This window comes from Hoeflea prorocentri (genome assembly GCF_027944115.1).
Lineage (GTDB): Bacteria > Pseudomonadota > Alphaproteobacteria > Rhizobiales > Rhizobiaceae > Hoeflea_A > Hoeflea_A prorocentri.
The window spans coordinates 3,285,936-3,310,470 of sequence record NZ_JAPJZI010000001.1 but is presented as its reverse complement, the minus strand read 5'-3'; the positions used below and the strand labels follow the sequence as shown (position 1 = coordinate 3,310,470).

At 59.2% G+C, this 24,535-nt stretch carries 21 protein-coding genes; 5 read left to right on the top strand and 16 right to left on the bottom strand.

Annotation, left to right across the window (positions count from 1 at the left end; translation table 11 throughout):
• Window positions 1-31: 31 nt before the first annotated feature.
• Both OQ273_RS15460 and OQ273_RS15455 read right to left on the bottom strand, forming a co-directional pair.
• The gene (locus OQ273_RS15460) at window positions 32-1,027 is read right to left on the bottom strand and encodes an ABC transporter substrate-binding protein (RefSeq protein WP_425493383.1); all 996 of its coding nucleotides are present in this window, start codon (window positions 1,025-1,027) and stop codon (window positions 32-34) included.
• 45 nt (window positions 1,028-1,072) lie between these two features.
• Window positions 1,073-2,542, bottom strand: coding sequence for an aldehyde dehydrogenase family protein (locus OQ273_RS15455; RefSeq protein ID WP_267991393.1), 1,470 nt, complete (start codon window positions 2,540-2,542; stop codon window positions 1,073-1,075).
• 205 nt (window positions 2,543-2,747) lie between these two features.
• Between OQ273_RS15455 and OQ273_RS15450 the strand changes: the two genes are divergently transcribed.
• Entirely contained in the window at window positions 2,748-3,488 is a 741-nt protein-coding gene (locus OQ273_RS15450) for an FCD domain-containing protein (protein WP_267991392.1), read from the top strand.
• Window positions 3,485-5,104 carry a GMC family oxidoreductase gene (locus OQ273_RS15445; RefSeq protein ID WP_267991391.1) on the top strand — a complete coding sequence of 540 codons (1,620 nt, stop codon included), beginning with the start codon at window positions 3,485-3,487 and terminating at the stop codon, window positions 5,102-5,104. The genes OQ273_RS15450 and OQ273_RS15445 overlap by 4 nt, the downstream gene beginning before the upstream one ends.
• On the opposite strand, the gene OQ273_RS15440 is transcribed toward OQ273_RS15445, so the two are convergent.
• Together OQ273_RS15440 and OQ273_RS15435 are read right to left on the bottom strand one after the other, a co-directional pair.
• Window positions 5,101-6,696, bottom strand: coding sequence for an ATP-dependent DNA ligase (locus OQ273_RS15440; protein WP_267991390.1), 1,596 nt, complete (start codon window positions 6,694-6,696; stop codon window positions 5,101-5,103). The genes OQ273_RS15445 and OQ273_RS15440 overlap by 4 nt on opposite strands.
• A complete protein-coding gene (locus OQ273_RS15435) occupies window positions 6,693-7,712 on the bottom strand; it encodes a ligase-associated DNA damage response exonuclease (protein WP_267991389.1) in 1,020 nt (339 codons plus the stop codon). The genes OQ273_RS15440 and OQ273_RS15435 overlap by 4 nt, the downstream gene beginning before the upstream one ends.
• A gap of 249 nt (window positions 7,713-7,961) precedes the next feature.
• Between OQ273_RS15435 and OQ273_RS15430 the strand changes: the two genes are divergently transcribed.
• Window positions 7,962-9,263, top strand: a complete 1,302-nt coding sequence (locus OQ273_RS15430; RefSeq protein ID WP_267991388.1) for an NAD(P)/FAD-dependent oxidoreductase — start codon at window positions 7,962-7,964, stop codon at window positions 9,261-9,263.
• A 26-nt stretch (window positions 9,264-9,289) separates the two neighbouring features.
• Complete coding sequence (locus tag OQ273_RS15425) at window positions 9,290-9,982, top strand: type 1 glutamine amidotransferase (protein WP_267991387.1); 693 nt, start codon at window positions 9,290-9,292, stop codon at window positions 9,980-9,982.
• Window positions 9,983-9,992: 10 nt separating this feature from the next.
• Here the strand turns inward: OQ273_RS15425 and OQ273_RS15420 are convergent, their stop codons facing one another.
• Genes OQ273_RS15420 through OQ273_RS15395 form a run of 6 tightly spaced genes read right to left on the bottom strand, consistent with a single transcriptional unit; the run spans window position 9,993 to window position 16,806 of the window.
• Window positions 9,993-11,726: an ABC transporter ATP-binding protein gene (locus tag OQ273_RS15420; protein ID WP_267991386.1), complete on the bottom strand. Its 1,734-nt coding sequence runs from the start codon at window positions 11,724-11,726 to the stop codon at window positions 9,993-9,995.
• A 2-nt stretch (window positions 11,727-11,728) separates the two neighbouring features.
• Window positions 11,729-12,568 carry a metallophosphoesterase family protein gene (locus tag OQ273_RS15415; protein WP_267991385.1) on the bottom strand — a complete coding sequence of 280 codons (840 nt, stop codon included), beginning with the start codon at window positions 12,566-12,568 and terminating at the stop codon, window positions 11,729-11,731.
• A 52-nt stretch (window positions 12,569-12,620) separates the two neighbouring features.
• Entirely contained in the window at window positions 12,621-14,174 is a 1,554-nt protein-coding gene (locus OQ273_RS15410) for an ABC transporter substrate-binding protein (RefSeq protein ID WP_267991384.1), read from the bottom strand.
• 55 nt (window positions 14,175-14,229) lie between these two features.
• A complete protein-coding gene (locus tag OQ273_RS15405; protein ID WP_267991383.1) occupies window positions 14,230-15,120 on the bottom strand; it encodes an ABC transporter permease in 891 nt (296 codons plus the stop codon).
• Window positions 15,121-15,124: 4 nt separating this feature from the next.
• The gene (locus OQ273_RS15400; protein ID WP_267991382.1) at window positions 15,125-16,051 is read right to left on the bottom strand and encodes an ABC transporter permease; all 927 of its coding nucleotides are present in this window, start codon (window positions 16,049-16,051) and stop codon (window positions 15,125-15,127) included.
• Entirely contained in the window at window positions 16,048-16,806 is a 759-nt protein-coding gene (locus OQ273_RS15395) for an HAD-IIA family hydrolase (RefSeq protein ID WP_267991381.1), read from the bottom strand. Before OQ273_RS15395 ends, OQ273_RS15400 begins: the two co-directional genes overlap by 4 nt.
• Window positions 16,807-17,011: 205 nt before the next feature.
• Between OQ273_RS15395 and OQ273_RS15390 the strand changes: the two genes are divergently transcribed.
• Window positions 17,012-17,887 (top strand): LysR substrate-binding domain-containing protein, encoded by an 876-nt coding sequence (locus OQ273_RS15390; protein WP_267991380.1) that lies wholly within the window; start codon window positions 17,012-17,014, stop codon window positions 17,885-17,887.
• Here the strand turns inward: OQ273_RS15390 and OQ273_RS15385 are convergent.
• From OQ273_RS15385 to OQ273_RS15360, 6 genes are all read right to left on the bottom strand, one after another.
• Entirely contained in the window at window positions 17,825-18,823 is a 999-nt protein-coding gene (locus OQ273_RS15385; RefSeq protein WP_267991379.1) for a CobW family GTP-binding protein, read from the bottom strand. The two genes, OQ273_RS15390 and OQ273_RS15385, sit on opposite strands and share 63 nt — an antisense overlap.
• A complete protein-coding gene (locus OQ273_RS15380; protein ID WP_267991378.1) occupies window positions 18,813-20,438 on the bottom strand; it encodes an amidohydrolase in 1,626 nt (541 codons plus the stop codon). The genes OQ273_RS15385 and OQ273_RS15380 overlap by 11 nt, the downstream gene beginning before the upstream one ends.
• Window positions 20,435-20,770 carry a GYD domain-containing protein gene (locus OQ273_RS15375; protein WP_267991377.1) on the bottom strand — a complete coding sequence of 112 codons (336 nt, stop codon included), beginning with the start codon at window positions 20,768-20,770 and terminating at the stop codon, window positions 20,435-20,437. The genes OQ273_RS15380 and OQ273_RS15375 overlap by 4 nt, the downstream gene beginning before the upstream one ends.
• Before the next feature lie 4 nt (window positions 20,771-20,774).
• Window positions 20,775-22,286 (bottom strand): ABC transporter permease, encoded by a 1,512-nt coding sequence (locus tag OQ273_RS15370; protein ID WP_267991376.1) that lies wholly within the window; start codon window positions 22,284-22,286, stop codon window positions 20,775-20,777.
• A complete protein-coding gene (locus tag OQ273_RS15365) occupies window positions 22,286-23,359 on the bottom strand; it encodes a quaternary amine ABC transporter ATP-binding protein (RefSeq protein WP_425493421.1) in 1,074 nt (357 codons plus the stop codon). Before OQ273_RS15365 ends, OQ273_RS15370 begins: the two co-directional genes overlap by 1 nt.
• Window positions 23,360-23,475: 116 nt before the next feature.
• Window positions 23,476-24,441, bottom strand: a complete 966-nt coding sequence (locus OQ273_RS15360) for an ABC transporter substrate-binding protein (RefSeq protein ID WP_267991374.1) — start codon at window positions 24,439-24,441, stop codon at window positions 23,476-23,478.
• Between the last annotated feature and the right edge of the window lie 94 nt (window positions 24,442-24,535).

Below are 24,535 nucleotides of genomic sequence, written 5' to 3'. Positions count from 1 at the left end.
AAGGGTAAGCAGGCCTCTCCTGCAGGGAGGATCAGTAGGCTTCGTCTATATGATCCGCGGCGTTGCTCGCAGTAAAGATACGGTCCTTGACCTGTACCCAGTGTTCGATCTCCTCGCCGTTTGCATAGCGGTTCATCGTTTCACAGGCGAGCGGGCCGAAGAACGGGGACGATTCCACCGTGACACCCATCTTGCCGTCAATGATCGCCTGGAGTGCATCGCGCGTTCCATCGATCGAAACAACAAGAATATCCTCGCCGGGCTTGCGGCCGGCAAGCTCCAGAGCCTGGATCGCGCCGATCGCCATCTCGTCATTGTGCGCGTACACAATATTGACGTCCGGATGAGCCTGCAGCAGCGTTTCCATGACCTGACGGCCAAGGTCGCGGGCAAAATCGCCGGTCTGTGAGGCAACGATCGTCATGTTGTCATGCTTTGCCATGACATCGTCGAAGCCTTTCTTGCGGTCATTCGCCGGCGAGGAGCCGGTAGTGCCTTCAAGCTGCACGATGATGCCCTTGTCACCCTGGAAGTTCTCAAGTGTCCATTCGGCCACCCGGCGTCCCTGGTCGATGAAGTCGGAACCGAGAAAAGCGACAAAATGCTCGCCTGGCTTGGCAACATTCGGATCAACCGACCGGTCGACGAGGAACGTCGGAATACCGGCGGCCTTGGCCTTCATGACGGCTGGAATAAGCGGCTTTTCCTCGCGCGGTGGCAGGAAGAGCACGTCGATTCCCTGGGCGATCATGGAATCGACATCAGCCACCTGCTTTGCGGCTGAACCGGCAGCGTCCGTGGCGATCAGGTCCCAGTTGCACGCTTCGGCCGTATCGTGGAACGATTTGGTCTCAGCAATGCGCCATGGGTTGTTGCTTTCCATCTGGGCAAAGCCGACCTTGTAGCGGTCTTTCTTTTCCAGCGCAGGCAGGTCGTCGGCGATCCCGGCTGTTGCAAAGCCGGCAAGACCGATCGCTGCAGCAGCCACTGTCCCAAGCAAAGTTCTTCTGTTCATGATTTCCTCCATGGTTGACGGCGCGGTGCCTCCCCGCCGCTTTTCCTGCGGGCCCGATCAGGCCCAACTGACGTATGTGGTCTGCTTGCGCAGATACCCATCGAAGCCGTACTTGCCGTCTTCGCCTCCCAATCCCGACTGTCCCCAGCCGGTATGGAATCCCTGAACCTGTTCGCCATTGCTGCGGTTGAAATAGATCTCGCCGAAATTCAGCTTACGGGATACTTCCATCAACCGTTTGATATTTTTAGTGAAAACATAGGCGGACAGGCCGAAATCCGTGTCATTGGCACGCTCGATCGCCTGCTCGAAACTGGTGACTCGCATGATCGGAACAACCGGCCCGAAGATTTCCTTCTGCATGAGGGGCGAACTGTTCTCATTGACCGTCAGAACAGTCGGCGCATACCAGTAGCCGCGGCTATAGTCGCCTTCGGTCAGTGGGCCGCCCTCAAGCAGGATTTGTGCGCCCGATTTGACACCCTCATCGACGAGGGCCTTGACTTTTTCGACCTCGCTGCCGCTGATCTTTGCCCCGATATCGGGATTTCCGAGCGGATCGCCGATCGAGAGCTCCTTTGACACGGTGATGAATTTTTCCGTGAACTCGTCCGCGATGTCCTGGTGCAGATAGATGCGTTCGCTGCAGGTGCAGATCTGGCCGCAATTGGTGTATCGGGCCTGCGCCGCCGCTGAAACCGCGGCATCGATATCGGCATCTTCCATGACGATAAAGGGGGCTTTGCCGCCAAGCTCGAGCCTGAGAACTTTCAGTCGCTCGGCACCGCTTTGGTAGATCTCGCGGCCCGCCCGGGTGCTGCCTGTCATGGTGACGAGATCGGTCAACGGGCTTTCCACCAGCGTGCGTCCGACAACAGGGCCACGTCCGGTGACCACGTTAAACACGCCATCGGGTATTCCGGCTTGCTGCGCGAGGCGGGCAAGTTCCAGTCCCGAAAGGGGTGTGAATTCGTGAGACAGGAGTACAAATGTGTTGCCGGCAACCAATGCGGGCCCAAGCTTGCGGGCAGCAAGCGCCGCCGGATAGTTCCAGGCGGTCAGGCCGGCGACGACCCCATAGGGTCTGCGTTTGATCCAGATCTCTTCATCTTTGTTGTCGGATGGAAGGATGTCGCCTTCGATACGTCGGGCGTTTTCAGCCGCGTAGCGCAAAAATGTCTCGGCTGCACCGATTTCGCCCTCGGCCTGATTGAGCGGCTTGCCCTGTTCGGCAACGACGATGCGCGCGAGCCGTTCCCGGTTGGATGACACGGCATCAGCCAGGCGTGAGACGAGCCGTCCGCGCTCGATTGCCGGCATTGCCTCCCATGGCGGTTGGGCTGTGGCGGCGGCCTCCAGTGCGCGATGCGCATCATCCGGCGTGCCTTCCGGGATCGTTGCGATGACGGATTGATCGGCCGGATTCTCGACCTCGATCGATGCACGGCCGCCGATGTCCGCCCATGCCCCGTTGATGAGCATTGCATAGGTGCTGACACCATTTTTGCCGGATGGCAGGTCGAGCATTTTTAATTCTCACTATTTGGTACGACCAAACTTTACTGAAGTAAAATCTTAATCAGTCCAAATGTCAAATAATATTTATAAAAGTGTGGAAACAGGAGCGTTTGTCACAGATGTTTACGCTTTTAATCATACCAAAATTGCGATATAGACGTGCCAATATCAGTCACTGCGTGTGGGGCTGCACGATTGGAAGGATTGATCTGAAGTGAGCACGAACAACTATGATGATGAGGGCAATGTGACGGTTCATTCCCGTCGGGCGGCCGACGCCGTGATCGAAAAGCTGGAGGAGCAGATTGTGTCCGGCGTGCTTGAGAACGATGCGCCACTGCCGGCCGAACGCAATCTCATGGAACAGTTCAATGCGAGCCGTACCGTTATCCGCGAAGCCATCGCCACGCTCTCCAGCCGCGGTCTGATAGAAAGCAAGCCGCGCTATCGTCCCATCGTCCGCAAGCCCGACTACGAAACCGCACTTACAGCCGTTGGGGGTGTCGTGCGGCATCTGCTGAGCGAACATGGCGGCGTGAAGAACCTTTATGACAGCCGTGTCTTCATCGAGCGTGCATTGGTGCGCGAGGCCGCCTTGTCGGCTCAAAAGGACGACATCCAGCAACTGAGACAGGCGCTGGCGGACAACGAACGTTCGATCGGCGATTCAGCGGCGTTCTACGCGACCGACACCGCCTTTCACGGCGTGCTCTACAAGGTTCCTAAAAACCCGATTTTTCCCGCCATTCACGAGGGCTACACCTCATGGTTGGCGCCGCACTGGGAAAAGATGCTGCGCTCGCCGGAGCGCAATACTGTCAACTACAAAAGTCATGAGGCGATTTTCATGGCGATCGTCGAGCGGGATCCGGATGCCGCCGAGGAAGCCCTGGTCAATCATCTGAAGGCGGCCTGGGAATATGTTCGCGTGACCTTTGACGCCGGGGAGCTATGACCGAGAGCTTCGATCATATCGTCGTCGGCGGCGGCTCCGCCGGTTGCGTGGCTGCTGCGCGGTTGGCAAGTGAAGGCAAGGCGAAGGTGCTGTTGCTTGAGGCCGGTCATTCGAACCGCCACCCACTGCTTGATATGCCACCCGGCATCTTCAAGATGATCAACGGTTCCAAATATATGCGCTATCATCGCACCGTGCCTCAGGAGCACCTGGACGGGCGTGTTCACGATATACCGCAGGGCAATGTTCTGGGCGGCGGATCTTCCGTCAATGCGCAGGTCTATATGCGCGGCCGGCCTTCCGACTACGATGAATGGGACGAAGTTCTGCGTGGCAATAATGACCGCGTCGGATGGGGTTGGGACGACGTGTTGCCGCATTTCGTCCGCATGGAAAGCAACAACCGCCTGAATGGCGCATATCACGGCACAAAAGGCCCGATGCTGGTATCGGATCCCGGCCATATCGATGAGTTCTCGCGCTGGTTCGTGCAGGCGGTGCAGGCGCTCGGCGAGCCGTTCAATGTTGACTTTAACGGCGCCAGCCAGCGTGGCGTCGGCTTCTACCAGTTCATGAACCGGCATGGAAAGCGCAGTTCGGCGGCCTACGCCTATGTGACGCCGCAGGAGAACAATCCGAACCTGACCGTGCGCTTGCGCTGCGAGGTGCAGAAGGTCGTTGTCGAAAGCGGGCGGGCGGTCGGCGTTACCTACAAGGACAAGAGCGGCAATGTGCGGACCGTGCATTGCGACGGCGAGGTCATTGTCGCAAGCGGTGCGCTCGTCACGCCGAAAGTCCTGATGCTGTCGGGCATTGGCCCGGCCGACCAACTGGCGCAGCATGGCATATCCTGTCACGCCGATCTTGCCGGTGTCGGACAGAACCTGATCGATCATCCGGAGGTTCCGATCACTGCGCTCGCCAATGGCCCGTTCGGCTATTACAAGCAGGGCGAGGGCTGGCGGATGCTGAAAAACGGCATTCAGTTCAAGCTGTTCGGTTCCGGCCCTGTGACATCTGCAGGGGTTGAGGCAGGCGCATTCGTCAATCCGTCAGATCCCGATGCGCCGCCGACCATCCAGGCCTTTTGTGTGCCGATCGTCTATCTGGATCGCGATACGCTCGATCTGGTTGAGGACGGTCACGGTCTGACGGTGACGACAGTCGTCGTCAAACCGCGTTCGCGCGGCGAAGTCCGTCTTGCATCGGCCGATCCGTCCGATATGCCGCTCGTTTCTCCCGGTTTGTTGAAGCATTCGGACGACATGAAGGAGATGATTGCCGGGCAACGGTTTTTCCTGCGCGCCTTTGCGGCCCATCCGCTGGCGGACCATATCGAGCGGGTCGCTATCCCGTCGCCCGACGACCAGTCGGACAAAGCGCTGAAGGCGCATTGCAAACGGTTTGTGAAAACCAACTATCATCCCGCCGGTTCAGCGCGCATGGGGGCCGATGGCGATCCCATGGCGGTGCTGGATGCGCGTATGCGGGTGCGCGGGGTCGATGGGCTGCGGGTCTGTGATATGTCGGCAGTGCCCAATATCAATGCGGGCAACACCAATGCGCCGGCCATGATGCTCGGCGACCGCTGCGCAGATCTGGTGATGGGGCTTTAACCGCGCGTTGTTGCGATCAGCAATTCGTTGAGTTCCTCGATCGTGCCGGCCTCGTCTGCCGGTTTGTCCTTGCGCCAGCGGCGCATTCTCGGAAATCGAAGGGCGATGCCGGATTTGTGCCGCTTGCTCTTTTGGATGCCCTCAAAGGCGATCTCGAACACATGCACGGGATTCACCCGCCGGACCGGCCCGAACCGTTCGAGCGTGTTGCGTCGGACCCAATTGGTTATTTCGTTGAATTCCGCGTCGGTCAGGCCGGAATAGGCCTTGGTGAATGGCACGAGTTCGCCGTCCTTCCAAACCGCGAATGTAAAGTCCGTGTAGAGATTGGCCCGCCGGCCATGCCCGCGCTGGGCATAGATCATCACCGCATCCACCGTCATCGGATCGATCTTCCATTTGAACCAGTCACCTTTCTTTCGTCCGGCGTGGTAGACGCTGCCTCGGCGTTTCAGCATCAGGCCTTCGCTGGCATGGGTGCGCGAATCTTCCCGTTCGCTGACAAGCGTCTGCCAGTCGTCAAAAATCAGTAACGGCGAAAGCTGCAGCGCCGGGGTTGCCGCATCTCCGATCAGTTCCTCAAGACGAGCCCTGCGTTTTTCGAAATCGACCGCGCGGATATCGACGCCAACATCTTCCATCAGATCATAGGCCATGAGGATGACGGGGGCGTCCTTGAGCAGCTTCTTGCCCACCGTCTTGCGCCCGATGCGGGTTTGCAGGGACTGGAAATCAAGCGGCCTTCCATCACGCCACGGCAGGATTTCGCCATCGATTACCGTACCGTCCGGCAGACAGCTTGCCAGGTCATGAAACTCCGGGAACCGGTCCGTCACGAGCTCTTCGCCGCGCGACCAGACAAACACTTCGCCATTGCGCACGATAATCTGACCGCGAATGCCGTCCCACTTTCGCTCGGCCATCCAATCAGCCGTGTCACCGAGACCTTCAACCCCGTCATCCAGCGCATAGGCAAGGCAGAACGGGTAGGGCCGCGAATGGCTGTCGCTGTTGTCGCCTGACAAGATGAGCTCGTCGAAGGTCGTGGTCTGCGGCGACCAGTCGCCCATCAGCCGGTGTGCAATCACCGCTTCCTCAATGCCCGTGGCCTTCGAGAGCGCCCGTGACATCAGCTTCTGGGAGACCCCGACACGAAACCCGCCGGTGATCAGCTTGTTGAAGAGGAAACACTCGATGCGGTCCAGCCGTTTCCACGCATCCATCACCGCCGTTTTCCTGTCTTCCTCCTCAACGTCGCGAAGCTCGACAATCAGGTTGATCCATTCGCTTAAGGAAACATCGTCCGCATCGCCGTGCTCGGGCAAGACAAGGGCGATCGTTTCGGCAAGATCGCCCACCACCGGGTAGGCTTCTTCAAACAGCCAAAGAGGAATGCCGGCGGCCTCTGCTGCCCATTCGCGCAACATCGTCGTGTTGACCGTGCGCCGTGGCCTGCGATGGGACAAAAGCGCAATAGTCCACAGTTTGTCGCTTGGTTGCGCGGAGCCGAAAAACGCCGCCAGCGCCGCCACTTTCGCGGTGGTTTTTGTCGTTCGGTCGAGCGCGGTAAAAAGATCGGCGAAATCCCTCATCCGGATCCCTCCGCTCCGCTGGACGCTTCTTCCAGATCATCGCCGCGATATTCGGTTTCAACGATGCGGGCGTCATAGCCGCGTTCCTCCAGCCAGCGACGGAAAATGTCCGTATAGCCGTGCGTGACATAGATGCGTTCCGCGCCGGTTGCGGCAATCGCGTCGTTAAGCTCCGTCCAGTCGCAATGATCCGAAAGCACAAAGCCACGGTCGACCGCCCGCCTGCGGCGCACGCCGCGCATGGCCATCCAGCCGGAGGCAAAGGCTGTCGAGGCCTTGGGAAACCGGCGCATCCAGTTGGACCCGAGCGCGCCGGGCGGTGCAATTACCAGAGAGCCTGCAAAGTCTTCCTTGGTTTGATCGTCAGTGACCTGCTGCGTCTGCGGCAGGGCGATACCCTGTTTTCTGAGGACTTCATTGGTGTTTTCAACCGCGCCGTGGGTAAAGACCGGCCCGATGCTCTCATCGATGCCGGCCAGCACCCGTTGTGCCTTGCCCAGTGAATAGGCGCCCATGATGCTCGTTCGCCCGGCTTCGGCATTGTCGCGCCACCAGTTGTTGATGTCGGACATGACCTGCGATTGCGGCTGCCACTTGAACACCGGAAGTCCGAAGGTGCATTCGCTGATAAAGGCGTTGCAGGCAACAGGCTCGAAGGCTTCCGACAGGTTATCGGGCTGAACCTTGTAGTCGCCCGAAACCACCCAAACCTCGCCGCGGTATTCCAGCCTGATCTGCGCCGAGCCCGGAATATGACCGGCCGGGTGAAATGAGATCCGGACGCCGTTGATGGTCCGCGCCTCGCCGAAGGCAACCGTTTCCAGCGATATATCGCCCAGTCTTAGACGTATCACGGGCGCTGCGGCTGCGGTGCTGAGATAGAGCCCGTGGCCGGGCCGCGCATGATCGGCATGACCGTGGGTAATCAAAGCCCGGTCGACCGGTTTCCAGGGATCGATAAAGATGTCCGCCCTGGGGCAATAGATACCGCGATCCGTAAATTCCAGCAGGTCCATCCGAAGGTCACACCGATCTTTTGACACACATAATTGCCGCCCGGAACTAAATGGCGCTGCAATCGAAGGCGGCAAGCATATCACGCGTCTGACAGTGTGGCTGAATGGAATTGCGCGGCCCGGCGCACCCCGCAAAGACGGGCCGTTTTTTTCTTACCGTCACCGGCAATTTGCCGTAAACCACCTGCGGGTGCAGGGGTTGAGTCGCGGGCGCTGCACCCGGCGCACAAATACGGGCTGGAGTGCTCAATGGACCTGCTGACGGTCAACGACGAACCGGGAAACTATCCGAACTCCTATTATGCGGCGTCGGCCGACCTGCTGGCGCAGCAACCGCGCGCGCGGGGTGATCTCGAATGCGATGTCTGTGTTGTCGGCGCAGGCTATATGGGCGTGTCCGCGGCGCTGCATCTGGCACGGCGCGGCTATGATGTGATCCTTCTTGATGCCCAGCGGATCGGCTTTGGCGCATCGGGCCGCAATGGCGGCCAGGTCAGCCGCGGCCAGCGTGTGGATCAGGATGAGCTTGAAGTGCTGGTGGGCCTTGAACACGCCCGTGCCATGTGGACCATCGGCAACGAGGCGGTCGATCTGGTGGGGACGCTGGCCGCCAGCGATGAGGTGCGCACCGAGTTCCGCGAGGGCGTGGTTCATGCTGATCATCGCCGGCGGTTTGTCGCCGAAAGCCGGGATTATGTCCGCAAGCTCAATGACGAATATGGCGACGATGCAATCCGGTTCCTGGACCGCGATGCAATGCGCGATACGGTCAACTCAGCCGCCTATCATGGCGGAGTGCTCGATACTGGGTCCGGCCACATCGATCCGCTGGAGCTGGTTCTCGGTCTGGCGCGTATGGCGCTTGCCGCCGGTGTACGGATTTACGAACAGTCCCGGGCTCTGGACATCGTCGATGGCCCCAAGGCAATCGTCAGAACGGGCGAGGCGAACATAGCCGCGCGGTTCGTGGTTCTTGGCTGTAACGGATATGTCGGTGGGCTGCAAAAGGACGTTGCCGCGCGGGTGATGCCGATCAACAATTACATCGTGGCCACAGAACCGCTCGGGCCGGAACGGCAGGAACAGCTGGTTCGTAACAATTATGCGGTCGCGGACAGCAAATTCGTCGTCAATTATTTCCGCTTTTCCAACGATCACCGCCTCTTGTTCGGCGGCACCGAAAGCTATCGCTACCGCTTCCCGAGCGATATTGCCGGCGCGGTGCGAAGGCCGATGCTCGAGATTTTCCCGCAGCTTCGGTCCGTACGGATCGACTATGCGTGGGGCGGGACGCTGGGCATCACCATGAACCGGTTGCCGCATTACGCGCGCCTTTCCGGCAATGTTTTGAGCTTTTCAGGCTTTTCCGGGCAGGGGGTGGCGCTGGCGACATTGTCGGGTCAGATTGCCGCTGAGGCGATTGCCGGACAGGCCGAGAGGTTCGATATCATGGCCAGCGTACCGACACCGCGGTTTCCAGGCGGCACCGCCTTCCGGTCACCGCTGCTTGCTTTGGCCATGTTGTGGTATGCGCTGCGCGATCGGCTTTAGGCCGGCAGGCATTTTGAGGGATTGTCGTGAAGATAGGAATTTTACAAACCGGCCGTTCGCCCGAGCAACTGCTTGAGGAGCGTGGCGACTACGACATGTTGTTCAAGCGTTATCTGGGCGGTCGCGGCTTTGAATTTGTGACCTATCCGGTCCTGGATGATATTTTACCGAAAACGCCTGACGAGGCAGATGGCTGGCTGATCACCGGTTCCAGATTCGGTGTTTATGAAGACCACGCGTGGATCCCGCCACTCGAGGCGTTCCTGCGGCGCGCCTATGGTGACGGCGTGCCGATTGTCGGCATTTGCTTCGGGCATCAGATTTTGGCGCAGGCGCTTGGCGGCCGTGTGGAGAAGTTTTCCGGTGGCTGGTCCGTCGGGCCTGAGACGTATGACAGCGAGCGCTTCGGTCGGCAAAGCATCATCGCCTTTCATCAGGACCAGGTGGTGGAACCGCCCGCCGAGGCGAGGGTCGTCGGGGCTTCGCCGTTTTGCGCAAATGCCATGCTGGCCTATAGCGACAAGGCGTTGACGGTCCAGCCCCACCCGGAGTTCAATGCCCCGTTTCTTGCCGATCTGCTGGATGCGAGAGGCGATATTCTGCCCGCCGATATCGCCGCCAGGGCCCGTGCTAATCTCAACCAGCCGCTGACATCCGGAGGTTTCGCGGATGAGATCGAGTGGTTTTTCAAGGGCGCTCGCCGCAATTCAGAGCGCTGAAATCCGCGTCTTATGCGGCCTCGGCGCGCACGAAATGCCCGTCTGCAATCTCCACAAGCGCCAGTCCGCTATCCGCCGGCAAACGGGGTTGAGCATTTGGAGCCCCGCTTGTTCCTGAGCGTCTGAAGGACGGATTGGGAATTGGCACGGCTGAGAGCAAGTGTTGGGTGTAACGGTGCTTGGGTGCGCGCAGAACCGATTGCGAAGGGCCGATTTCGACGATCTCGCCGCGATACATGACCGCAATACGGTGACTGAGCCGTTCGACAACCGCAATGTCGTGGGAAATGAACAGAAGGGCGACGCCTTCGCTCGCCTGAATGTCGGACAAGAGCTCAGTCACGCGGCGTGCGATCGACACATCAAGTGCAGAGACCGCTTCGTCGGCGACGATGACTTTCGGCCGGACCGACAAGGCGCGGGCAATGCAAATGCGCTGGCGCTGACCGCCTGAAAACTGATGCGGAAAACGGTCGGCGGCATCGGCTTCCAGGTCCACTTTTTCCAGAAGGTTTACAGCCAGATCACGGCGCTCGCGCGCCTGGACCATGCCGTGCAGATGGGCAGGCTCGGTGACGAGGTCGCGCACCATCAGTCGCGGATTGAGGCTGGCGAAAGGGTCCTGAAAAATCATCTGCGTGTTGCGGCGGTGCGGCCTGAGACGGTTCTGGTCAAGCGATGTCAGATCAGTTCCGTCAAGCGCAACGGTACCCGATGTCGGTTCAATGAGGCGCAGAATGGACCGCGCAAGTGTGGATTTGCCGCACCCCGATTCTCCAACGAGTCCCAGCGTCTCGCCCCGTGACAGGGTCAACGACACATTGCGAACAGCCGGCGTCTCGCGGCGCTTTCCAAACAACCCGCCCGGCTGTACGAAGCTGGTCGACAGATTATCGACTGCGAGGACCGGTTCGGTTTGAGGCAACGGTTGCGGCGAGCCACAGCCGAGCCGGGGCGTTGCCGCCATCAAATCGCGTGTATAGGCAGCCTTGGGAGCCTCGAATATCAAGTGGACATCGGCCTGCTCGACCATGCGGCCCTGCCGGAGCACACAGACCTGGTCCGCCATCTCTGCAACGACACCCATATCATGGGTTATGAACAAGACAGCCATGCCGAGCTCGGCCTGCAGGGTTCGGATAAGCTGAAGGATTTCGGCCTGTGTTGTTACGTCGAGCGCGGTTGACGGCTCGTCGGCGATGAGAACCTCAGGGCGGCAGGCCAGAGCCATTGCAATCATCACACGCTGGCGCAGCCCGCCGGACAGTTCATGCGGAAATTGCGTCAGGCGTCTTGCGGGCTCCGGGATCCTGACCGTATCAAGCGCCTGTTCCGCAGCTTGTATGGCTGCACGCCCGCGCATGCCACGGTGCCGGTAAAAGACCTCGATGAGTTGCTCGCCGACACGCATCACCGGATTGAGCGACGTCATCGGCTCCTGAAACACCATGGAGATGCGGTTGCCGCGTAGGCGCTGGAGGTCGCGGTTGGAAAGCGCCATTATGTCAAGAGGATGTTGACCGTTGAGCCTGATCGAGCCGGTGTCGATCGTGCCGCCTTCGCGTTCGATCAATCGCAGGATCGAAAGGGCCGTAGCGGACTTGCCGGAACCAGACTCCCCAACCAGCGCCAGCGTTTCGCCTGGGCGAATATCAAGCGACACATCCTCCACGGCACGATGCTCGCCGAAGCAGACGCCGAGGTTGCGCACAGAAAGGATCGGTTCCGAAGTTATCGCTGCCATGATCAACCTTCCTGAAAAAACGGCCCCAAAGGTGGTGTCCACCGGTGATTTTGCGGCGTGAACCGCACTTCAAACGGGTCTTTCCCGAACACTTGCCAAAAAACCGTGTCCGAGAGTTCCATAAGACCGTATGCGCCAGCCGGCTCGCCCTGCGTGGTGAAACTTTCCGTCAGCGATTGCTGGGTGAGGTGGGTGATGCCGTCGACCGATGTCACGGTGTTCCAGTGTACATGTCCCGCAAGGCACACCATGGGCTGACGGGTTTGGGCCAGCGCCGCCCTGGAACGCGCTGCCTCAGGATAGGTGGAGAAGCGCTTGTTGCGCTCAAAGTAGTAGTTGCCTGTCTGCGCGTGGTCCGACACAGGCACGTGGCTGACGACCAGGGTGGGTCTGTCCGCGGTCTGAGCCATGTGCGACAACCACAGGAGATCGGCTTCGGGGAGCTTGAAGCCGGGCTGATCACCCTTGCGCTCGATCTTGCTGTCGGCTCTCCAAAACGCGATGCGCCAGCCGTTGATGTCGATGGTTCGGCTGGCAAGCTCCTGTCCCAGGAACGCCTCGTTTTCCGCGACGCTCAGATGATCGCGGTCGTGATTGCCGCAAATATGCTGGATCGGGACGTCTATGGCTTTGAAGGCTTCGGCGACCTCCGCCTGCAAATGCCTGTCTGTTTCATGGTCGACGTCGGAAATCCGGTCGCCAAGATCGATGACAAGATCAGGTTTTGCGTCCTTCACAAAGGAAGAGAACTCGGCCATCAGGCCGAGCGCCGCATCGCCACGTTTGGTGTGTGACGGTGCGCCGTGATGAATATCTGCCACAATGGCAAGTCGCAGGCTCATGACAGCAATCTCCGTAAAGTGGAGCGCGCCCGATAGGCGCGCTCCGTTGTTTCTAGCTGCCGCTGATCGAGATCGATCCGGCGCGGAAGTCGAGCACATAGGGAATATGGCCCGGCTTCGGCGCCCAGTTCACGGACCTGTTCATGCCCCAGCTTTCAAACGGGCGGTAAAGCGGCAGCACCGGCGGGTCGGCCTTGATGCGGTCCATAAGCTCCGCATAGGCGACTTTGCGGTCCTCGACGTCCTTGGAAAAACGGAACTTCTCCCAGGTCTTTGCATAGGCCTCATCGGTGTTGAAGCGGCCGGAACCTTCCGACGGGCCGTCGGGCGCCCACATGACGCCGAACGAGCCGAACGGATCGGCAAAATACATCGGATTGGACCAGGACCGTGCCATCATCTGCGGATCGCCGCCTGTCCATTTGTCTGTGACGTTGAGTTTGCCGTTGATACCGACTTCCTTCCACATTTCCATGATTGCCTGGGCCGCAAGCACGCCGTTTGTGTAATAGACAGGGAAGGCGTCGAAGACGATTTCCGCCCCGTCATAGCTGGATTCCGACAGCAGCTTCTTCGCCATTTCGGGATCGTATTCGAATGTGGTCAGCTGCGGCTGGTGCAGCGCGCCCATCTCTTTCATCGTATGGGTCGACGGAACGACCGCCTTGCCGAGCCACAATGCCTCGTTGAGCGTGTCGCGATCGATAGCCAGGCTCATCGCCTGGCGGATCTTCGGATCCTGCAGGTTAGGGTGATTGACGTTCATGATCATCACATGAAAGAGCGCTGTCGCCGACCCCCGTGTCTTCAGATTGGGATCTGAATTGATCAGATCGAGCTGGTCGGGTGCGATATTGGTGGCGATGTCGACTTCGCCGGTTTTGAGCGCGGTAATGCGTGACGCTGTTTCCGGTATGCGGGAAACCGTCGCCTTTTGGAGCGGTGCCGGCTCGCCCCAGAAGTCGTCGAAGCGTTCATAGACGACGCGTTCGCCGGGCAGGAATTCGGAAATGCGATAGGGGCCGCTGCCGACGGGAGCCAGTGAGAAGGCCTCGAAGTCGCCGTCTTCGGCGACATTCGGGTCGCCTGACAGGGCCTTGGTGTAGTCTTCGGGGATGATCATGACCTGTTGCAGGTTGAGCAATGTCTCCCAAAGGGGCTCTTCCCGTTTTACGCGCACCCGCACGGTGTGATCGTCGACCTTGATGGCCTCAGCAAAATTGTTCAGCCGGTCCTTCGCGCGCACCAGATAGGGTGGAAATGTCGCCTGGTACATACGGTTCAGCGAGAAAACCACATCGTCGGCTGTCATGTCTTCGCCGTTGTGGAACTTGACGCCCTTGCGCAACTTCAATTCCATGAGGGTCGGTTCGACCAACTTCCATTCAGTTGCCAGCGCGGGACGCCATTCGGCGTCGAGCTTGTCGTGGTTTTTGCCGATCAGCGTGTCAAACGCGTTGTAGTAGAACTGCGAACCGACATTGGAATGATCGCGGCCGGGGTCGAGATAGTCTGACACGTTGGCCGCGCCGACTGTTATCTGCTGAGCGAACGCACCGGTTGCGAACATGGTGATAAGGGCGGTCGATAGGAGCAGTTTCTGCATGATGTCTCTCCATCTTTCTTTGGGTTGGATGGGCGTTTTGCCTCTTGTTGTCGGGTTATCTCTCGCGCAGCCGCACATCGGCGCGGTCTCGCAGCCAATCGCCCAGGATCTGGACGGTGAAGGTGAGCAGGATGATGAGCATGGCCGGACCGACGACGATCCATGGAGCCGTCGGCATATAGTCGCGTCCGAAGCCAACCATCGATCCAAGCGAGGCGGTCGGCGGCTGAATGCCAAGGCCGAGAAAGGACAATGTCGATTCAAGGATGACGATGTTGGAGACCGACAGTGTGAACTGTACGACGAGCGGCGACACGATGTTCGGCAGAATATGGCGTAGCGCAATGTAACCGTGACTTCCGCCGGACGCGCGCGCCGCCTCGATGAAAGGCAGTTCGGTGATCTTGCGTACCTCGCCGCGCACGATCCGCGCATATTGCTCCCACCCATAGATGCCCAGCACAAAGATCATCACCTCGATATGCGAGCCGAAGATTGCAAGCACCAGGAGAGCGATCAGGGTAAAGGGGACAGCGATTTGAATGTCGACGCCGGCCATGATCGTGTCTTCGGCCCAGCCACGACGAAGACCGGCGGCAAGGCCGAGCGCACCGCCCAGAACAAGGCCGATCAGTGCGCCCGTCATCGCCAGCGAAAGCGTCAGGCGCAAACCGTAGAGGCTGCGAGAGAGCACATCACGGCCGAGCTCATCGGTGCCGAAGAGATGTCCTTCCTTGTAGCGATCAAACCCGATCGGCGGCCGCAGACGTGATATCAGGCTCTGATCAGCCGGATCGAACGGCGCGATGAGCGGAGCAAACAGCGCAAGCCCGAGAAGGCAAGCTGCAGTCAGCAACGCGGTTTTTTCGATGGCGTTGGCTGAGTTCCACAACCCGGCGGTCGCCGCAAAAAACTGTTTTCCAGGAGCATCGGAAAGATAGGTCATGGCGTCATCCTTTCGCGAGCCGGATGCGCGGATCGGCAAAGGCATAGGCGATGTCGATGACGGCATTGATGACGACGACTGCAACGGCAACGACAATGACGCCAAACTGCAGCACCGGATAATCGCGCGTGATTGCGGATGTGACGAGCAACTCTCCGATCCCGGGCCATGAGAAGATCGATTCGACCACGACATTGCCCGCAGCGGCCAGTGCGGCGATCTGCAGGCCAAGAACCGAGGCGATTGTTACGCTGGCGTTTTTTAGCCCGTGTTTGATGACAACAATCCATTCGGGCAGGCCTTTGGCCCGTGCCGTGCGCATATAGTCCTGGCCAAGCACGTCCAGCATTGCGTTGCGGGTAAAGCGGGTCAGCGCTGCGATCAACACGCCCGAAAGGGCGATAGTCGGCATGATGAAATGCGCAGGCGAACCATTGCCGACCACCGGAAGCCAGTTCAGGGTGAACGCGAAGACAAGGATCATGAAGATCGCCAGGATGAAGTTCGGCACGGCGTAACCAACGAAGGCGAACATCATGATACCGGTTCCGATCCAGCTCCGGCGATAGATCGCGGCGAGGATGCCGAGCGGGATCGACAGACAAATCGTCAGTGCGAGCGCGCTCGCAAGCAGTTGCAGGGACGGTCCTATACGTTCGGCGACAATATCGGCGACGGGGCGTCTTTCGACGAAAGAAAGCCCGAAATTGCCCTCCAGCACGCCGCGCATATAGCGCGCATATTGTTCCCAGATCGAACCGTTGAGTCCGAAATAGTCGATCATCATTGCCCGGTCTTCAGCCGTCAGACCTTCGCCAAGGAAGGTCTCCAGCGGGCTTCCGGAAAGCCGCGTGGCGAAGAAAACCAGGGTGATGACCGCGAACAGCGTCAGGAGCGTCTTGGCAAGTGTCCGGGAGATATAGATGATCATCGCCCGTCTCCTCCGCGCACCAGATGGACAAAATCAATACCGGCGGATTTTGCCGCACAGCCGTCGGTCAACGCATTGTCGCCAACAAAGACCGCGTCTCCCGGTACCGTTGCGCTTTTGCGAAGCACCTGCCTGAGCAGGTAGGGGTCCGGCTTGCCGATGCAGCGATAGGGCGTATCGGAGCGAATTGCCTGCAGGGCAGCAAGCAGTGCGCCGGTTTCCGGGATCGGCCTGCCGCCTATGCCGGGATGTGATACATCCGTGTTGCTGACCCACAACTCCGCTCCCCTGTCGATATCGGCAACAAGCCGGTCCAGCGTGGCAAGCTTGAACTCCAGGTCGCGGCACAAAAGAACAATGCCTGGATCATTCGAGGCCACGGGCTGCAGTTCATCTTTCAGTGTTTGCAGGTCGTGCCCCGCATAAAGGCTGATTCCCTTTGCCGGTTGGCTGGCCGCCAGATGGCGAAGCGTCTGCTCGCCGGCAAGAAGAATGCGCTCAGCCGGGATCGTCAAACCGATTGCGTCGAGTTTTTCAGACAGGCTTGCCGCCGTGTCGGTGGAATTGTTCGACACAATCCATAGCCGGTCTCCACAAGTCTCGACAAAGGCCGGTGCGTCTTCAAAAGCCCTGTTCTCGGAAGCCAGGCAGCCATCGAGATCACATAGAACCGCGGCAGCATCGGCGCACAGACGCACTGACAGCTGTCCTGTCGTTTTGGACCGCGGCAGCAAAACGGTTGTGTGCGATGACACCGGCATAACTCTCCCGTCCGCACCGGTGCACTCACCGATGCGCTGTTGAATTCCTCACGATTAACGAACGGACGTGTCGTCCCGTCTCTTCTTTCGGCGGTGAGTGTGACACCGCTGTTACAAACGAAAGCTATTGTTTGAGGCGCTCAAGGAAAAACGCTCATGCGTCGGGTATTTGCCCTGATTGCCGAGAGGTTCGTTCTGCATGGATCTGACATTTGCCCGACTCGACGCCGTGCGTCATGTTGCTCATGCCGGTTCCTTCGCCGCGGCGGCAAGAGCGATCGGCATCAGCCAGCCAGCGGTTTCGCAGCACGTCAGGGACCTTGAGGCGAGTTATGGCGTGAGGCTCTTTGTCCGCAACCACGGCAAACTGTTCCCCACGCAATTATGCAACGAGTTATGTGACATGGCGGAGCGGATTTCGGCGGAACGGCTCGAAGCCGAGCGATTGTTGACGCGCCGCACTTCGCTTGCCGACGGACAGATTATCGTCGGTCTGGGCAACGCCATGCCCGGAATGGCGGTCGTTGCCGAATTCCATCGCACCCACCCGGGCGTCACGCTCAGGGTGGAAACGGGCCCGCATGACAAGATCACCCGCGCAGTGCTCAGCCATGAGGTGGACGTCGGCATCTTGCCCAATGTGCGCGAGGACAACCGTTTCCGCCGCGCCGCGCTTGCTCCAAACCAGGTCGTTGCCATTGCTCCGCCCAATCATCCGCTGGCCCGGAAGGATGTCGTCAGCGCCGCTGAACTTCAAAACGAAGCATTGATCTTCCGTGCACGGGGCTCGTCCACCCAGCGTGTTGTCGACAGAATGTTCGCGGCGCTGCCCGAGCCGCCGACACCGCTTTTGACGCTTGATACGCGCGACGGTCTCTATGAAGCCGTCGTCAACGGTCTCGGCATTGGCTTTATCTGGAAATTCGCAACCAGTCGGACTGACGGCGTGCAGCGGCTGGCGATCAGCGACCTGTCGGGTGCCTATGATGAAATTGCCTTCTCATTGAAGGACTCAAAAAGCCGGGTTGTCGATGCGTTCTTCGGTTCTGCCACCTTCTGGCGGGACGGGGTTTAGCGTTGCGCTGAAAGCCTGTGCGATGAGCGCCGCATCAAAACGATCCTGATGGCCAATCGCAACAAGGACGGAAACCGGATCAGCGGTCTTCTCCGACAAGAGGCGACGTGTTTCCCGACTGCCGACAAAGTCGAACAGCACGGCGCGATCCGGTGCGTCGTCGAAGAAAAGCCTGCCCTTGGCGCGGAGCGTCGAGCCGGCGAGCGTTTTCAAAAACGCTGCGAAACGCCGGCGGTTGATCGGCGTCGCCGAGGTCGTGCTCCAACTGTGGAATTCGTGGCCGAGAAGCTGGTTCGGTGCAACAGGCACCGGTACAGCTTTGTCGCGCTGGCCGTCTCCAATCAATATATCGAAAGGCAAAGCGCAATGGCGGGTCTCGATCATTTTGTTGTGCGGCGATGAGCGCACCAGCATCTTTCTCAAGGCAGCCAGCTTTTCCGCCGTAGTCAGATCGGCCTTGTTGACGAGAACCAGATCGCTGGCAACGGCATGGTCGATCAGCAATTCGGTATCCGCATAGTCGAGGCGGCCGAAGCAATCCGCATCGAGCACGTAGATCCGGTTATCGAGCCGCACATGTCCGGCCGCCTGGAGGGCCAGGATGGATTGGTCGAGCGATCGCGGATCGGCTACTCCGCTTGCTTCGATGACAAACGCATCCGGGCTTTCTGCAGCCCGGCAATAGTCGACAACAGCACCGACCAGATCGTCATTGAGCGTGCAGCACACGCAGCCGTTCTTGAGCGAGATGCGATCTTCCTCGACTGTCTCGATCAGGTCATAGTCGATATTGATGGCGCCGAAATCATTGACGAAAACAACGATTCGCCGGCCATTGCTTTGCGCAAGCAAGCCGTTGACCAGCGTCGTCTTTCCGGCGCCCAGGAAGCCGCCGACGGTGACAACCGGAACGGCGCGGTCGGGTTCAGCCGTCATGGGCCCACACACGTTCGCCGGCGAGCCAGGTCTGTTCGACCTTGATCGAGGCAAGGTCCTCGCTCTGCGTTTCAAGTGGGTTTTTCTCCAGCACCACGAGATCGGCATGTTTGCCGGGACTGATGGAGCCCAGCATGTCCTCCTTGCAGATCTGGAACGCCGCGTCGATGGTCACGGCCTTAAGGGCGGTTTGCGCGTCCAGACGTTCGCCCGCACCGACACATCGGCCGTCCCCGGCCGTCCGTGTCGTGGCCGCCTGCATGAGTTCAAGCGCGGATGGGTCGGTCATCGGCGTATCGGCATGCAGGCTGATACGCATGCCGTGCTTTACGGCCGAGCCGGCCGGCATGTAGTGGGCCGCGCGCTCCGGGCCGAACAGTGCATCCTCGATCGGCGCGCCCCAATGGGTAATGTGGTTTATGAAAAAACTTGAAAGCACGCCCAGTTTCACGGCGCGCTCGATCTGGTCCTCGCGCATCAGGGCGCAGTGTTCGAGACGAAACCGGTGATCGGGCCGCGGTGTCTCGGACAACACATTTTCAAGCAGATCGAGGACCGTGTCGATGGTGCGGTCGCCCTGGGTGTGGATCGTCATCTGCCAGCCCTGGCTGACGTAGGTCCGCACCATGTTCTCGAAATACTCCGGCGGGTAATTCATGCCGCCCGTGTGGCCCGGCGCCAGCCCCATACGAAGCCGCGTGATATCGTTGTCGAGATAGGGCTGGCTCAGCCAGATATTGCCGATGAAGGGCGATCCGTCGGCATGAATTTTGACCCCAGCCATCCAAAGCCTGTCCTCGCCGACATTCATGCGTTCGACATTCAGGTCCGCCGAAACCGCCTGCTGATAGGCGGCGATACGGGGCAGGGGCCATCCTTTCCCGAGCGCATTAAGATAGTAGGCCTTGTAAAACGGCAGGTAGAGGTGTTCGGTCGTTGTGGTGATGCCCTGACGGATAAAGTCGTTTATGCCAGCCTCGAACTCGTCATTCAAACGGTCCTCGCCCCAGGCCTCGTAAAACGTCTCCAGGGCCTGCCATGTAATTGCTTCGGCAATCTTGCCGGTAGGCCGTCCCGTATCGTCGCGGTCGATGACCGAGCCCGTCGGTGTCGGTGTATTCTCATCAATGCCGCAGGCCGCAAAACCTGCAGAGTTCATGAACAGCGCATGGCAGTTGGATGTCTGTATACCGAGTGGATTGTCAGGTGCGATGTCGTCGAGGAACTGACGCGTCGGTGTGTCGAAACCCTCATGCAACTGCGCATCAAGGCCGAAAAACAGCAGGAATTCTCCGCTTTTTGCTGCAGCCACACGGCGTTCGATCTTCGCGAGCAACGCATCGAAGGTCGGCACGGTCTCGGCCCTCACATCAACGACGGGTGCGCCGCGTGTCTTGGCCGCCCAGAGCGGATGGGAGTGCGCGTCGATGAAGCCGGGCAACAGGGAAGAGCCGGCTAGATCGACGCGCTCAAGAGCCGAGGGCATGCGCGAACGTGCCTCTGACAGAGGACCTGCAAAGAGTATTTTGCCGTTCTCGATGACCACGGCCTCGGGAGTTGGGTTGGTCTTGTCGACGCTGATGATCGGGCCGCCGGTGAAGAGGTATGCGCTCATTCATCGACCGCTGAATAGGAGTCGGTCATCGCGCCCGCCCGCTTTTGCGCGGCGACGAAATCGTCGTTCGAAAAAAGCGGGATGATCTTGTGATATTTGGACATGCCGCTTGCATCGGCAAGCATCATATTGGTCGCGACGGAAGCCATGTCAGGCATTTCGTAGATGAACATCATGTCGAATTCGCCGCACGTCCCGTAGGCGTGGAGCAGCTTCCCACCCATGGCGGCGACGGCCTTGTCCGACACCGCCGCGCGGTCGCTTGCGGTTTTCAGCATCTTCGCTTTCTTGTCATTTTCATATTTGATGAACAGGGCGACCATCACGGTCATCGCGTTACCTCCTTTTTCCCTGAATGATCCGGTCGAGGATCATGGCGCAGAAGAGGATCGCCAGACCGGCCAGAATTCCTTGACCCTCGGAGGCGTATTGCAGCGCCTCAAGCACATCCTCGCCAAGGCCCTTCGCGCCGATAAGAGACGCGATCACCACCATTGCAAGACTGAGAAGAATGGTCTGGTTTATGCCCGCCATGATCGATGGCATGGCCAGCGGCAGATCGACCTTCCAAAGCAGATAGCGCTTGTTGCCTCCAAAGGCCATCGCCGCTTCCCGGACATCATTCGGCACACCCTTGAGGCCGAGCACCGTCAGGCGGACAACCGGCGAGCCGCCAAAGATCATGGTGGCGATGATGGCCGCGGGCTTGCCGGTGCCGAAGAAGGCGATCACCGGGATCAGATAAACAAAGGCCGGCATGGTCTGCATGAAATCGAGCACCGGGCGCACAAAGGCGTAAAGCCGGCTGCTGCGCGCGCAGGCAATGCCAAGCGGGATGCCGAGCGATATGGAGATGCACGCCGCAGTTCCCAGCAGCGCGAGGGTCTTCATACTCTTGTCCCAGAAACCCAGATAGCCGAGATAGGCTAGGCCCGCGCCCGTAAAGACCGCTGCCCGCCATCCGGCTGAAAGTCCGGTCAGAAGGAGAATGAAACCGCCCATCACCGGCCATGGCGTCTCCACGAAGATCGTCTCGAGCGCATCAAGTACACCGCGGATAACAAATGTCAGGCCATCGAAGAACCATTCGGACTGGACAGCGGCATTCGCCATCCATTGTTTGATGGCGTCCGCGACGGAGGCCTGGAATTGCGGGTCTGCCGGAAAGGCGGTGAGCGAGGGAACCTGATCTGGAAACCCGAATTTCAGCGAACAGGTGATGTATGTCATCGCTGCAAGGATGAAGGCCAGCGCGATATTCTGGGCTTTCAGGCCGGAACCGATCGTGCGGTCTGAAAGCCATTGCGTAAAGCGGGCCTGCAGCGCTCCGTTTGCAAGAAGCGCCTCGGCGCTTTTGATAAGCAGGAGGCCTGCCAGTCCCATGATGATAAGTTGCAGGGCAGTATCGTTGGCAGCCGCAGCCTCCTGTTTGATGCCCTCGATCGCACGCTCGAGCGAGGCGATCGCGTTTTCGAAGGTCTCGACCTTGTCGGGCGCGTTCTCCCTTGCCTCCGCCAGTTGTTCACGCCGGAAGGCGAGGGTGTTCTCGATACCCGGCAGGCGCGCAAGGATGGGGGCTCCCAGATCACCCCAAATGCCGCGCGCAAGCTGAACGATCGCCAGCGTCTCAAGCGCGACAAAAGGCAGGAAATAGCTCCAGATGCTGCGCATGCCGAACCAGATCGAGCCAAGAAGGAAAGCGGCCCAGTTCCAGGTAAAGGCGAAGCCGCGCTTGTCGCCGATGATCTTGAACTGCTGCTCGTAGTAGGTCTCGTTGACTGCAACGAACTCCTTTACGGGGTTCTGGTCGGTGACCTCGGGCAGTTCGGCTGTTTCGCTTATCGCCATCAGTCTTCTGTCCCCATGATCACGCCATTCAGGATCTGGCTGTTTGTAATCACACCCAGCTCCCCGGCCTCCTTGTCGATGACAAGCAAGGGGCCGTCGATCTCTGTGGCTCGCTGAATGATTTGCTTGAGGGTCTCTTCGCCGTCGACCGTATGGGGAGCGTCTGGCAACGGGCCGTTCTCGGCCTCGTACTGCGCACGCGGAATTGTCAGGCTGTGCGCCCGGATGAGATTGATCCGTGAAATTCCGGCGACGAAGTCGGTGACATAGTCATCGGCGGGTTTCATGATGATTTCTTCGGGCGTTCCGGTCTGAACGATTGCACCATCGCGCATGATGGCGATCCGGTCGCCGATCCGAACGGCCTCGTCGAGATCATGGGTGATGAAAAGCGTGGTTTTCTTCATCCGATTGGCCAGGCGCATGAACTCATCCTGCAATTGCCGGCGGATAAGCGGGTCGAGCGCGCTGAACGGCTCGTCCATCAGCAAAACATCGGCGTCGGCGGCAATGGCCCTTGCAAGACCGACACGCTGTTGCATGCCGCCGGAAAGCTCATGGGCGAACTTGTCCTTCCATTCGGCAAGCTCGACAAGAGCCAGCGCCCGCTCGGCGGCCTGCCAGCGATCGTTCTGGGACATGCCCCGGATTTCCAGCGGCATCGCCACATTGTCGCGCACCGATCGGTGCGGCATCAGTCCGAAGTTTTGGAAGACCATGGCGATCTTCTCGTTGCGCACCTGCAGCAGTTCGTCTTCGTTCAGCGCCATGATGTCGAGACCGGCAACGCTGACCTGACCGGCCGTCGGGGTCAGGAGTCGGTTGACGTGGCGTACGAGCGTCGATTTACCACTGCCCGACAGACCCATAATGCAGAAGATTTCACCCTGCGTGACCGTGAAATTGGCGTCGGCGACGCCCACAACGCAATCGAATTTTTCGAGCACTTCGGCTTTGGAAAGACCGTCTCTTCTGATGGCCTCCATGGCCTCTGCCTGACGGTCTCCGAAGATTTTCCACACCCCGGAGATGGCGATGACGGCATCGTGAAAGTCGTTTGCATTGGGTTGGATGGACAAAGCGGTCTCCTCCTCAGGATGCCGCCCGTACGAGGCGATATCCCGGTCCGATAAAAAGGGTCACCCGCACCCAAGGAGAAATCAGCGCGGGCGACCTTGAAGCAATACGGTCAGTTAAGGCCGAGCCAGGTGTCGACGCGGTCGGGATTGGCCGCAATCCACTCGCGGGCAACCTCCGTGCTCGGGCGCTTCTTCACAACGATCTCGTGGGTGAAATTGTTGACGGTCTCGGTATCCATATCGATTTTGGAAAGGAAACTGGCGACAGAGGGCGTGCGATCTTCGAGCGTCTTGGAGTAGGCCACGTGAATGGTCTTTTCCTTGTCGCCCGAGGTGATTTTTGACTTCTCGAACCACTTCGGATCCTCCGCCGGCTGCACCATCACATATTTGGCCGGGTCGAAGGCCGGCTCTTCAAGGCGAAGCATGTCGAAGACAAACCAGTTGTAGTGCGGCGCATAACAATAAAAGGCAAAGCCTTCACCCTTGTTGAGCGCGTCCGAAATCGAAGCGGTGGCGACCTCTTCTTCGGCGATGATCGGCTCGAAGAAATTGGTGATGCCATAGTCGCGAACCTTGACCGAATTGGCCTTGGTGGAGGCCCAGCCCTGAGCGCCGACCCAGATATCGCCCATTCCGTCGCCATCACGGTCCATCAGCTTGGCGATTTCAGGCGTCGCCAGATCGAAAACGGATTTGATGTTGTGTTTCTCGGCGAACCCTTTTGGTGCGCAGAACGCGGAAAAGCCCTTGTAGCTGCCTTCGCTTAGCGCGACAGTATTGTTCGTGTCCACATATTCGCTGGTGAAGTTCTCCTGATTGGGCAGCCACACGTCAGGGTGAACATCGATTTCGCCCTTGCCACGATCCATTGCCTTGAAAATAACTGCGTTGGTGCCTGGAACCAGCTCCGCCTTGCCGCCAAGCTTGTCTTCGATGACGACCTTGATCAGCCCGGCCATGGCGCGGCCGCTGGCCCAGTTTGGTTCGGCAACCATCACAACTTCCTGCGCGATTGCTGCCGTCGAAGCGAGCATGAAAGCTGCCGACAGACCCAGTGCCTTTATTCTTCCCATGACATTCTCCCTCAGGGTTGAGTAGTTCCGAATTTTTTAACATGTCAGAGGATTTCAACTGACATGTCAAGATAGAAATGTTATTTGTGCTGTC

Excerpts from the sequence above, each read along its gene's own strand:
- OQ273_RS15440 (WP_267991390.1), bottom strand. The coding sequence starts at position 6,696 with ATGAGGGATTTCGCCGATCTTTTTACCGCGCTCGACCGAACGACAAAA.
- OQ273_RS15370 (WP_267991376.1), bottom strand. The coding sequence starts at position 22,286 with ATGGCGATAAGCGAAACAGCCGAACTGCCCGAGGTCACCGACCAGAAC.
- OQ273_RS15375 (WP_267991377.1), bottom strand. The coding sequence starts at position 20,770 with ATGACCGTGATGGTCGCCCTGTTCATCAAATATGAAAATGACAAGAAA.
- OQ273_RS15420 (WP_267991386.1), bottom strand. The coding sequence starts at position 11,726 with ATGGCAGCGATAACTTCGGAACCGATCCTTTCTGTGCGCAACCTCGGC.
- OQ273_RS15460 (WP_425493383.1), bottom strand. The coding sequence starts at position 1,027 with ATGGAGGAAATCATGAACAGAAGAACTTTGCTTGGGACAGTGGCTGCT.
- OQ273_RS15455 (WP_267991393.1), bottom strand. The coding sequence starts at position 2,542 with ATGCTCGACCTGCCATCCGGCAAAAATGGTGTCAGCACCTATGCAATG.
- OQ273_RS15415 (WP_267991385.1), bottom strand. The coding sequence starts at position 12,568 with ATGAGCCTGCGACTTGCCATTGTGGCAGATATTCATCACGGCGCACCG.
- OQ273_RS15410 (WP_267991384.1), bottom strand. The coding sequence starts at position 14,174 with ATGCAGAAACTGCTCCTATCGACCGCCCTTATCACCATGTTCGCAACC.
- OQ273_RS15445 (WP_267991391.1), top strand. The coding sequence starts at position 3,485 with ATGACCGAGAGCTTCGATCATATCGTCGTCGGCGGCGGCTCCGCCGGT.
- OQ273_RS15360 (WP_267991374.1), bottom strand. The coding sequence starts at position 24,441 with ATGGGAAGAATAAAGGCACTGGGTCTGTCGGCAGCTTTCATGCTCGCT.
- OQ273_RS15390 (WP_267991380.1), top strand. The coding sequence starts at position 17,012 with ATGGATCTGACATTTGCCCGACTCGACGCCGTGCGTCATGTTGCTCAT.
- OQ273_RS15385 (WP_267991379.1), bottom strand. The coding sequence starts at position 18,823 with ATGACGGCTGAACCCGACCGCGCCGTTCCGGTTGTCACCGTCGGCGGC.
- OQ273_RS15405 (WP_267991383.1), bottom strand. The coding sequence starts at position 15,120 with ATGACCTATCTTTCCGATGCTCCTGGAAAACAGTTTTTTGCGGCGACC.
- OQ273_RS15430 (WP_267991388.1), top strand. The coding sequence starts at position 7,962 with ATGGACCTGCTGACGGTCAACGACGAACCGGGAAACTATCCGAACTCC.
- OQ273_RS15435 (WP_267991389.1), bottom strand. The coding sequence starts at position 7,712 with ATGGACCTGCTGGAATTTACGGATCGCGGTATCTATTGCCCCAGGGCG.
- OQ273_RS15380 (WP_267991378.1), bottom strand. The coding sequence starts at position 20,438 with ATGAGCGCATACCTCTTCACCGGCGGCCCGATCATCAGCGTCGACAAG.
- OQ273_RS15400 (WP_267991382.1), bottom strand. The coding sequence starts at position 16,051 with ATGATCATCTATATCTCCCGGACACTTGCCAAGACGCTCCTGACGCTG.